A 10,740-nucleotide genomic window follows, 5' to 3' on the forward strand; every position below is an offset into this window, starting at 1 on the left:
CCTTCAAATAATTTTCTTCTTTACATGTAAAAATGTATCATCCTTTCTAAGAAAACTCTGGTCGGGTACATGGATTGCGGTTTTTCTTCCATCTAACAAACCATTTCTTTTTCAGTATGGGTGAAAACGTTTAATTAATAAAAGTGTGGTGTCATAATGAATTTAACTATTTCTAATTTAGAAAACATGAAACTAAAGGATCTCTATGAGCACGCGCGTGAATATAAAGTTTCCTATTACAGCAAACTTTCAAAAAAAGAACTTATTTTCGCTATCCTGAAAGCACAAGCTGAGCAGGATGGTCTCCTATTCATGGAGGGCGTTTTAGAGATTATCCCTTCAGAGGGCTTCGGTTTCCTGCGTCCAATTAATTATTCTCCTAGCTCGGAGGATATTTATATTTCTGCTTCACAGATCCGCAGATTCGATTTGCGAAATGGAGATAAAGTTTCCGGTAAGGTAAGGCCTCCAAAAGAAAACGAGCGCTATTATGGATTGCTGCATGTTGAAGCAGTCAATGGCGATAATCCGGAATCAGCTAAAGAGCGTGTCCACTTTCCAGGTTTAACACCGCTGTATCCAAACAGGCAAATTAAACTGGAAACGACACCGAAGAACTTATCAACCAGGATTATGGATGTCCTGGCACCGGTCGGTTTTGGACAGCGTGGTCTGATTGTCGCACCGCCAAAAGCCGGTAAAACGATGCTCATCAAGGAAATTGCCAATGCGATAACCACAAACCATCCCGAATCGGAATTGATTGTGCTGTTGATCGATGAACGCCCGGAAGAAGTGACAGACATTGAACGTTCCGTCGCAGGAGACGTGGTAAGTTCGACTTTCGATGAAGTGCCGGAAAACCATATCAAGGTTGCTGAGCTGGTGTTAGAACGAGCCATGCGCCTTGTGGAGCATAAACGGGATGTCATCATTTTAATGGACAGCATCACTCGGCTTGCCCGTGCTTACAACCTTGTCATTCCGCCGAGCGGGCGTACACTATCAGGGGGTATTGACCCTGCCGCATTCCACCGTCCAAAACGCTTTTTCGGTGCGGCAAGGAATATCGAGGAAGGCGGCAGCCTGACAATCCTTGCTACAGCATTGGTGGATACGGGTTCAAGAATGGACGATGTCATTTATGAAGAATTTAAAGGTACGGGCAATATGGAGCTGCATTTAGATCGTGCCCTTGCCGAAAGACGCATCTTCCCGGCAATCGATATTCGTCGCTCAGGCACTCGTAAAGAAGAATTGTTAATTCCGAAAGATCGCCTGGATAAACTATGGGCCATTAGGAAAACGATGTCAGATTCACCCGATTTCTCGGAGAAATTCCTTCGCCGTCTAAAACAGACAAAAGGTAATGAAGAATTTTTCAGTAAGCTGGATGAAGAGATGTCAGAAATGAAAAAGGGGCCATCGAGCGTAAAACGTTCTTAAACCCTGTAAGAAACAAACAGTTGCACAACTAGTCTTAAGTTGTTATAATGAGTTCATGTGTTTTTACAATAAATGTGAGGGTGTTTTTCCCTCAACTTGAAGTATATAACTCTGTTTCGAATGATTCAGGGCATAAGGAGCTGAAAAGAATGAAAACTGGAATTCATCCAAATTATAAGCTTTCAAAAGTAATCTGCTCTTGCGGAAACACTTTTGAAACTGGTTCAGTTAAAGAAGAGATCAAAGTTGAGACTTGTTCAGAGTGCCATCCATTCTATACTGGTCGTCAAAAATTCGCTGAAGCTGGCGGACGTGTTGATCGTTTCAACAAAAAATACGGTATTAAATAAGCCGGACTTTTTAAAAAACAGGCAAGTATTTTTCTTGCCTGTTTTTTCTTTTCCATAAACAAGTAAGAATTTATATAAAGCCGGGTCGAATTCAATTATGGCCAAGGGATCGACAGGTGGAAGGGAGTAGCTGTTTCCATGTATGTAATGAAACAAACAGGCTGGATCGAGCTTATTTGCGGAAGCATGTTTTCAGGTAAATCTGAGGAATTGATTAAACGAGTCAGCCGTGCTCAATTTGCTAAAGAGCAGATAGCTGTATTTAAACCAGCTATTGATAATCGCTATGCGGAAGAGGCTGTCGTATCACACAATGGCTCTTCTGTGATGGCAAAACCGATTGCCCATTCAACGGATATTTTTAAGTATTTGGACAAGCCCTTGGATATCATTGCAATAGATGAAGTGCAATTTTTTGATCATGAAATTATCGGGGTTGCCCAGCATCTTGCGGACAGCGGTTATCGAGTGATTATGGCTGGACTCGATCAAGATTTCAGAGGTGAACCATTCGGTCCTATGCCTGTTCTATTATCGCTTGCAGAATCGGTGACTAAGCTGCAGGCTGTGTGTGAAGTGTGCGGATCACCTGCTAGCAGGACACAGCGCTTGATAGATGGTGAGCCGGCCTCCTATGATGAGCCGATCATCCTTGTGGGTGCATCGGAATCATACGAGCCCCGCTGCCGCCATCATCACGAAGTTCCGGGTAAGCAGGCTGTTGGGATTAAAGAACATATTTGAATGATGGTGCCCTACGATCCAATGAGATCGTAGGGTGCTTTTTTATGAAGAAATGGTTGGGAATAGAATAATAACGGGCGGAAAAACTGCCGGAGCTATTCAGATGGCATGACCAATACATGGAAGGGAGATAAAAGATAAATATTGCCCCATTTTGGGTAGGCTAACGAGGAAATGTTCTTCTTAACCAGTCAAAATGGAGGGAAAAAATATGAAGTCAAAACTGCTTATTATGACGGCCTTTCTGCTTGCTGCACTAACGGCATGCGGTCAAAATGACAATGCAATAAATAATGATTCGGAATATGGGGATCAATCCCGGGATGGCAGGGATTTTGTTGGTAATGGTTTAAATCAAGTATCCAATAATGATTGGGACAATGAAGCGGAACGGCCATCAGACCAGGTCCTCAACACACCGCATCATACATCCAATAATTCTCCATCCATGGGGCAGCAAATTGATGAAATCCGCGGAGTCATTGAATCGGAAACTAATTATGAGGCGGGCTCCGTTTGGTTTAATGGAAATACCATACATGTTACGGTCCATGATAAAGGCGAAATCAAGACGGAAAAAGAAAGAAATGAGGAAATGCAGCGAATACAAGGCATGATAAATAGGGTTGTGCCTCAATATAATATAGATGTCAAATTAAAGAAATAACGACATTTTTGAATCCTCTTTGACGTTGATTATTCACCTATACTATAATTAACCTAGAAGTGAACTGAGCTGGGGCACTGAGCTACTTATTTATAGTTAGAAAAGATGGATTACTTCCAATTCGTTTCAGATGTTTTGGAAAATTTATGAGGTGAATAATTTGTTTGATCGTTTGCAAGCAGTAGAAGATAGATATGAAAGATTGAATGAACTATTAAGTGACCCGGAGATCATTAATGACTCTAAGAAGCTAAGGGAATATTCTAAGGAACAATCCAGCATTCAAGAGACCGCATCGACTTATAAGGAATATAAAGCGGTTCGGGAGCAACTCCGGGAAGCGAAGGCGATGCTTGAGGAGAAACTTGATGCGGATATGCGTGAAATGGTAAAAGAAGAGATCAATGAACTTGATGTGACCATACAAGGCCTTGAGGATAAACTGAAAATATTGCTTATTCCGAAAGACCCTAACGATGATAAAAACGTAATCATGGAGATCCGCGGAGCGGCTGGCGGAGATGAGGCGGCCTTATTTGCAGGTAGTCTATACCGAATGTATAGCCGTTTTGCTGAAGTGCAGGGTTGGCGGACTGAAGTCATTGAAGCAAGTCCTACAGGGCTTGGCGGCTACAAGGAAATCATATTCATGATTAATGGCAATGGCGCTTATTCAAAATTGAAGTTCGAAAATGGGGCGCATCGCGTTCAGCGAGTACCTGAAACTGAATCAGGCGGACGTATTCATACATCTACAGCCACGGTTGCCGTTTTACCCGAAGCTGAGGAAGTGGAAGTTGAAATCCATGATAAGGATGTTCGTGTCGATACCTTTGCATCAAGCGGTCCTGGAGGGCAAAGTGTCAATACGACAATGTCTGCCGTGCGCTTGACTCATATTCCGACTAATACGGTTGTATCCTGTCAAGATGAAAAATCACAAATCAAGAACAAAGAAAAAGCAATGAAGGTTTTGCGTGCCAGGGTGTACGATAAAATCCATCGCGAAGTACAGGCGGAATATGATCAAAATAGGAAGCTTGCCGTTGGAACGGGCGATCGATCCGAAAGGATTCGCACTTATAACTTCCCGCAAAATCGCGTTACCGACCACCGTATTGGTTTAACGATTCAAAAACTGGATCAAATCATGGAAGGTAAACTGGATGAAGTCGTTGATGCATTAATCATGGAAGACCAATCTTCAAGGCTGGAAAATGCAGATGAGTAATTCTGCGATGAAAGTGTTTGAAGCCCTTAAATGGGCTTCTTCTTTTTTAAAGGAAAATGATCGTGATGCCAATGCTGGGGAAATCCTTTTACAGCACTTTTTAAAACAAACTCGCTCACAAATGCTGGCCAACCTTCATGATGAGCTTAGTGAAGCGGATTTTGGGCAATTTAAGGCCGCTATTGAGCTGCACGCCGAGGGAACGCCCATCCAATATATAATCGGCAGTGAAGAATTTTATGGACGTACCTTCATTGTGAATGAAGAAGTGCTCATCCCGAGACCTGAAACAGAAGAATTGATTTATTATACATTACGTAAACTCCCGGCCATTTTTATGGAGGGACAGAAGCTTCGTTTAGCTGATATTGGAACCGGCAGCGGCGCAATCGCCATAACGATGAAACTTGAAAAATCAAACTTGTTGGTGACGGCCACGGACATAGCGGAACCATCGCTTGAGGTGGCGAGGAAAAATGCCGAATCACTTGGTGCCGAAGTGGAGTTCATGCAAGGTGATTTGCTTTTGCCTTTCATAAACATAAACCAGAAGGTGGACATCCTTTTATCGAATCCACCATATATACCAGATGATGATCATAAATCCATGTCAGTAGTCGTGACTGGCCATGAACCACATCGTGCATTATTTGCCGGTATCGATGGGCTGGATTTTTACCGCCGTTTTATGGAACAGTTACCTTTGGTCATGAAGGTGCCTGGGCTGATCGGTTTTGAAGTGGGCACTGGACAGGGTGATGCGGTTGCCGATTTATTGAAGCGAACCTTTCCAGCCGCAGCAGTATCCATTGTAAATGACATTAATGAAAAAGATCGAATGGTCTTTGCTGTATTAAAGTGATCCGTCTCCCATATGTGAGACGGATTTTTTTAGGGACAAACCCCTCATTATCCTTTGGAATCTATATTTTCAGCTATCAACTTTTTTTATTTTTACTAGTTTAAGATAGCTGGAAAATGGTGAGACTAATTCATGTGAGGGGGCGAAGGCGATGAAAACTAAACATTTAGCCATTATTTATCTATTAATCTTAACTATAGGAACGATCGTAAGTATATATATGCCTAAAGCGGAGATGGTCGGTGCAGAAGATATAAAGATGATCCCGGATGAGGCTATTCGTCTGCGGATACTTGCCAATAGTGATGCAGAAGAGGATCAAGCCGTTAAACGGTTGATTAGGGATGAAGTAAATGAAGATATCACAAAGTGGGTCGAGGAACTTACTTCTTTGGATGAAGCGAGGGATGTGATCACCTCGCATCTACCGGATATCCAAGCGACAGCTGAGGCAGTTATAAAGGAACAGGGTTTGGAGCAGTCAGTTAAAGTGGATTTTGGACAAGCTGAATTTCCGACAAAACTCTACGGGCAGTATTTATATCCGGCAGGTGATTATGAAGCAGTGATCATCACGCTCGGTGAAGGGGAAGGCGCTAATTGGTGGTGTGTTCTATTTCCCCCATTATGTTTCTTGGATTTTTCAAATGGGACGGCTGTAAGTCAAAGTCCGATTGTCGAGGATGAGGATGAAGGATCCTTGAGTTCGGAAGGGAAGGCGTATGCTGCAACGAATGAAGAGAGTGAACCTGTTGCAGAGGAAGTGATTGAAGAAGAAGTGCTGGCTGAAAAGGAAAAAGGGCCCGAGGAAGTAGTTGAAGAAGAGGCAGTGGAGGAAAGCGTTAAAGAGGAAGTACCGGAGGAAATGGTAAAAGAAGAGATTGTAGAGCCAGAGGTAAAAGAAGAAGTGGCAGTAGTAAAAGATAAGGAACAAGTGACGGAGGAAGTAGTTGAAGGGAATGTTGAAGAAAAAAAGGTTGAACTTGTGGCATCCAATGAACAAGGTCAACAATTATATGAAGGGGAAAAGGAGCCTGAGGTGGAAGTGAGGTCCTTGTTTGCAGAAATCTTCAATGATCTATTTTAAAGAGGGGGAAGCTGCCCTCTTTTTTTAAAATCAGACAATTTCAAAAACATATCCACAGGGTTATTAACAAAAAATCAAAAAAGTCTGTCAATAATCATTAATATCCACAAACTTATCCACGGATTCGATATAGTTATCCCCAATTTGTGGATAACACTTGAATTATGTGTATACTTCTTTTATACTTTCAAAGTATCTTTTAAGTGAAATTAGTCCGATAAGTTGAAAATATCGTTCATATAAAGCGGTTATTTAAAATAAGAAATGTTAAAAGGCGATGGTGTTCAAGATGAAAACGAAAATTTGGTCAGTGGATAAAAATGTGGATAATTTACAAAGTTATCCCCAGATTACCCAATCAGCTGAATTATTAAAGGCTAATCAAGTGGTTGCTTTTCCTACAGAGACCGTTTATGGACTAGGCGCGAATGCCAAAAATGACGAGGCGGTCAAAAAAGTGTTTGAAGCAAAGGGGCGTCCGAGTGATAATCCTTTAATCGTTCATATAGCCTCCGATGACCAGTTGTCAGGTATTGTAGAAGAGATTCCGGAACAGGCCAGGAAGCTAATGGCAGAATTTTGGCCGGGTCCTTTGACTTTGATCATGAAACGAAAACCGGGCCAACTATCAAATCTTGTGACAGCTGGATTGGACACGGTCGCTGTCAGGATGCCAGATCATCAGGTTGCCCTCGGCCTTATTCGTGCAAGTGATTTGCCCATTGCGGCTCCAAGTGCAAATACTTCTGGGAAACCAAGCCCCACTTCAGCGAAACATGTTGAAGATGACTTGATGGGACGAATTGCAGGCATAGTCGATGGTGGGACTACGGGTGTGGGCGTAGAATCCACAGTACTTGATTGCACTGTGGAAGTCCCTGTTATTTTAAGGCCTGGCGGGGTGACCCTAGAACAGCTGGAAGCCGTAATAGGGGAAGTCAGGCAAGATGTCGCTTTGAAGAATCAGGAAACGGCGCCAAAAGCCCCGGGCATGAAATATACCCACTATGCTCCGAAGGCCCCTCTATATTTAGTCAAGGGTAATCAAGCTTTTTTTCAGAAGCTTGTGGATGAAAAAAGAAGTGACGGATTAAAGGTGGGAATCATAACGGCTTATGAACATCAACAGGATTATAAGGCGGATTATGTGGTTGTCCCAGGTTCATTAGCGGATTTACATACTGTTGCGACAGGCTTATATGATGCTTTAAGACAGTTTGACGAGCTGGAGGTCGATGTCATTTTTAGTGAAATGTTTCCTGACCATGGAATAGGAGCAGCGGTCATGAACCGGCTTGAGAAGGCTGCAGGCCATCAAATCATCAAGGAACATGTGTAATAAGGACTGATTTATTCTTCTATTTCTTTTCGGACATGCATAACATGTAGTAGGCACGTCCGAGGGGGATTGGAATGAATACATTTGCTGGAGAAATCATCACCTTATTGCTAATGGCATTCGCGTTGGGAATGGATGCCTTTTCAGTCGGCCTAGGAATGGGAATGTTTAAGCTAAGGTTGAGGCAAATACTTTTTATAGGGCTGACAGTAGGCATTTTTCATATTTGGATGCCCTTGCTTGGAATGGGGGCAGGCCGTTTCATTTCAGAAAAATTCGGGACTTTTGCTGCATACGCAGGCGGTCTACTATTGATCATTCTTGGTATACAGATGTTTATCCCAGGTAAAAAGGATGGAGCTGGTGCCATGGAAAATAAGATGCTGGCTCCTGTCGGGAAAGGTCTATTCATTTTTGCTTTAGGGGTAAGCCTGGATAGCTTCTCGGTAGGATTGACACTGGGAATTTACGGTGCAAAAACGATTTTAACCGTTCTTTGTTTTGGGTTTGCTGCCACTCTATTAACGTGGGCTGGGCTTTTACTGGGCAGAAAAATGCAGGGCTTGCTTGGCGTGTATAGTGAGATTCTTGGCGGAAGCATCCTGTGTGCGTTTGGATTGAAATTATTGTTCTCTTTTTGATCAGCCTGAATTCATATCATTCCTTCCTCAACTGTTCCGAATTAACGGAGCGGTTTTTATTTTTCTAGGACATAATGAGAGTGATTTTTTTGACTATATTAAACGGGCGATAGCTTATAATGAATAAAAAAGGAGGCGTTATAAATGATCCGAGTATTATTTGTATGTACAGGTAACACATGCAGAAGCCCGATGGCAGAGGCGATATTGAAAAATAAGAATATTGCGGGTGTTGAAGTGAAGTCAGCTGGCGTGTATGCTTCATCAGGCCAGGACGCTTCGATGCATGCTAAAAATGTATTGGTTGAAAATGACATAGTGCATAATCATCATTCAACGCCTTTATCCGAGAAGGAAATGGAGTGGGCGACTCATATTTTCACCATGACGGAAGGGCATAAATCGGTCATTACCCGTGAATACCCCCAAATGATCGATAAGACTTTTACTTTAAAAGAATTCATTATTGATGATAAATATGATAAAGACATAATAGATCCGTTTGGTGGTTCTGAAGGCATTTATCGGGAAACGTTCAGGGAGCTGCAGGAATTAATAGAAGAATTAGTCAAAAGGCTTAAAGAATAAACAGGGTACATAATGTGGTCGCTGCAGTAAAAGATATTACTAAGCTTGTTGAACGTCAATGCAAAGAGTAGGATCAAGGCAGTCCCAAGAAGTGACTGCTATTGCAGAATAAACATCTGCTGGAGCGGAAGAAGTGACGACTGCGACAAGCAAACAAGCGATAGTCATGGGAAATGTCGAAAAATCGGCAATGGAAATGAAAGGGCAAGTGGAAAAGTTGAACAGGACACCCGCTTTCACACTGACATTTTACAGCAGGAAACCCGATTTGGTTTCCTGCTTCTTTGCGGGGAAAAAGGATGGACATCCTTTATCTTTTCATAATTTTGTGACACAATAAAATCAAATGAAAAAGCTAGAGGAGGATTATGATGAAAGTTGCGATTGCTTCGGATCATGGTGGTATACATATCCGTGAAGAAATAAAGAATTTATTGAATGAGTTACAGATTCCATTTGAGGACTTTGGCTGTGAATGCAGTACGTCGGTGGATTATCCTGATTATGCCTTGCCGGTTGCTGAAAAAGTGGCGCGGGGTGAGTTCGATCGGGGCATTTTAATCTGTGGAACTGGAATCGGAATGAGCATTGCTGCTAATAAGGTCAAAGGAATACGATGTGCATTGGTTCATGATGTCTATAGTGCGAAATTGACCCGTCAGCATAATGATACCAATATGTTAGCGATGGGGGAACGTGTCATTGGCCCGGGTCTGGCCAGGGAAATTGCACAAACATGGCTGACTTCGGAATTTGAAGGCGGGCGCCATCAAAACAGGATCGGTAAGATCGCGGAGTATGAAGGTAAACATAGCTAATTCTTATGGTTTTTGGAGAGACCCCTTTTCTTCCGATAGCAAGTTTTCTTATTGAAAGGATGCGTTTTCATGACAAGTGATGCTACATTTTCAAATGAGCTTGAGATATGGGAAAACCAGTTTCGGGAACTTTTACATGAGTTTCAAGAACAGACAGCTTTAAAAGAGACACAGCTGCTGGTGATCGGCTGCAGTACAAGTGAAGTGATCGGGAAAAGGATCGGTACTGAAGGGACGCTCGATGTTGCGGGGATGATTTTTTCCGTAGTTAGGGAATTTCAAGAAAAAACGGGTGTTCAGGTTGCATATCAATGTTGTGAGCATCTAAACAGGGCCTTGGTTTTACAAAGGGAAACCGCAGTTCGATATGATTATGAAGAAGTTTCGGTTGTACCTGTAAGAACAGCTGGGGGATCGATGGCGACGTACGCCTATCAGCAATGGAAAGATGCTGTCGTCGTTGAACATATCAAAGCTGATGCGGGGATAGACATTGGGGACACCTTTATCGGCATGCATCTGAAGCATGTGGCGGTTCCACTTCGCTCTGCCATTAAAGAAATAGGACATGCACATGTGACCATGGCGAAAACCCGCCCGAAACTGATTGGCGGGGAGCGGGCCGTTTATCAGGCCATCTCTGAAAACAAGAGTTGTACTTAAGGTACGTGAGACAGCATTTCTCGAATGGGGAATGCTGTTTTTTAATTGAATGCGAGCCAAATCGTAAAGCGCAAGATAAGTTTCATAAGAAACTCCTATGGCGGCGCTCCTCGCCGCCACCATCTACTACGAAAATCTAATCTCAAAAATAGAGTCTAACCCATTAACCCCTTGACGATAATGGAAAATAACAATACAACCAGGCTGAACTTTTTTTGGTGGATCTTAAGGAAGATACCCTGTATAAGAAACTGGTTGTGACAGTATGGAAGAACCATTTAGTGTACTGCTAGTACGTATACAA

13 protein-coding genes are annotated in these 10,740 nt (G+C 42.6%); all 13 read left to right on the forward strand.

The window, feature by feature from the left end; genetic code table 11:
* Window positions 1-156 precede the first annotated feature (156 nt).
* The 13 genes from rho (at window position 157) to Q8G36_RS10740 (ending at window position 10,436) form a co-directional block, all read left to right on the forward strand.
* Window positions 157-1,446, forward strand: coding sequence for a transcription termination factor Rho (gene rho / locus Q8G36_RS10680; protein WP_305159851.1), 1,290 nt, complete (start codon window positions 157-159; stop codon window positions 1,444-1,446).
* A gap of 149 nt (window positions 1,447-1,595) precedes the next feature.
* A complete protein-coding gene (gene rpmE / locus Q8G36_RS10685; protein WP_034315847.1) occupies window positions 1,596-1,796 on the forward strand; it encodes a 50S ribosomal protein L31 in 201 nt (66 codons plus the stop codon).
* A 138-nt stretch (window positions 1,797-1,934) separates the two neighbouring features.
* Entirely contained in the window at window positions 1,935-2,540 is a 606-nt protein-coding gene (locus tag Q8G36_RS10690) for a thymidine kinase (RefSeq protein WP_034315845.1), read from the forward strand.
* A gap of 211 nt (window positions 2,541-2,751) precedes the next feature.
* A complete protein-coding gene (locus Q8G36_RS10695) occupies window positions 2,752-3,207 on the forward strand; it encodes a hypothetical protein (protein WP_305159850.1) in 456 nt (151 codons plus the stop codon).
* 151 nt (window positions 3,208-3,358) lie between these two features.
* The gene (prfA, locus tag Q8G36_RS10700) at window positions 3,359-4,438 is read left to right on the forward strand and encodes a peptide chain release factor 1 (protein ID WP_305159849.1); all 1,080 of its coding nucleotides are present in this window, start codon (window positions 3,359-3,361) and stop codon (window positions 4,436-4,438) included.
* Window positions 4,439-4,445: 7 nt separating this feature from the next.
* Window positions 4,446-5,300, forward strand: a complete 855-nt coding sequence (gene prmC / locus Q8G36_RS10705) for a peptide chain release factor N(5)-glutamine methyltransferase (RefSeq protein ID WP_305159988.1) — start codon at window positions 4,446-4,448, stop codon at window positions 5,298-5,300.
* Between the two features lie 151 nt (window positions 5,301-5,451).
* Window positions 5,452-6,387 (forward strand): stage II sporulation protein R, encoded by a 936-nt coding sequence (gene spoIIR / locus Q8G36_RS10710; protein ID WP_305159848.1) that lies wholly within the window; start codon window positions 5,452-5,454, stop codon window positions 6,385-6,387.
* 289 nt (window positions 6,388-6,676) lie between these two features.
* The gene (locus Q8G36_RS10715) at window positions 6,677-7,726 is read left to right on the forward strand and encodes an L-threonylcarbamoyladenylate synthase (protein ID WP_305159847.1); all 1,050 of its coding nucleotides are present in this window, start codon (window positions 6,677-6,679) and stop codon (window positions 7,724-7,726) included.
* 74 nt (window positions 7,727-7,800) lie between these two features.
* A complete protein-coding gene (locus Q8G36_RS10720) occupies window positions 7,801-8,367 on the forward strand; it encodes a manganese efflux pump MntP family protein (protein WP_305159846.1) in 567 nt (188 codons plus the stop codon).
* A gap of 144 nt (window positions 8,368-8,511) precedes the next feature.
* On the forward strand, window positions 8,512-8,955 hold the full coding sequence (locus Q8G36_RS10725; RefSeq protein WP_305159845.1) for a low molecular weight protein arginine phosphatase: 444 nt from the start codon (window positions 8,512-8,514) through the stop codon (window positions 8,953-8,955).
* Window positions 8,956-9,088: 133 nt separating this feature from the next.
* Window positions 9,089-9,295, forward strand: a complete 207-nt coding sequence (locus Q8G36_RS10730) for a hypothetical protein (protein WP_305159844.1) — start codon at window positions 9,089-9,091, stop codon at window positions 9,293-9,295.
* A 31-nt stretch (window positions 9,296-9,326) separates the two neighbouring features.
* Entirely contained in the window at window positions 9,327-9,773 is a 447-nt protein-coding gene (gene rpiB, locus Q8G36_RS10735; RefSeq protein ID WP_034315832.1) for a ribose 5-phosphate isomerase B, read from the forward strand.
* Window positions 9,774-9,842: 69 nt separating this feature from the next.
* On the forward strand, window positions 9,843-10,436 hold the full coding sequence (locus Q8G36_RS10740) for a TIGR01440 family protein (RefSeq protein WP_305159843.1): 594 nt from the start codon (window positions 9,843-9,845) through the stop codon (window positions 10,434-10,436).
* Window positions 10,437-10,740: the final 304 nt, after the last annotated feature.

This window comes from Peribacillus frigoritolerans (assembly GCF_030676415.1).
Lineage (GTDB): Bacteria > Bacillota > Bacilli > Bacillales > DSM-1321 > Peribacillus > Peribacillus frigoritolerans_A.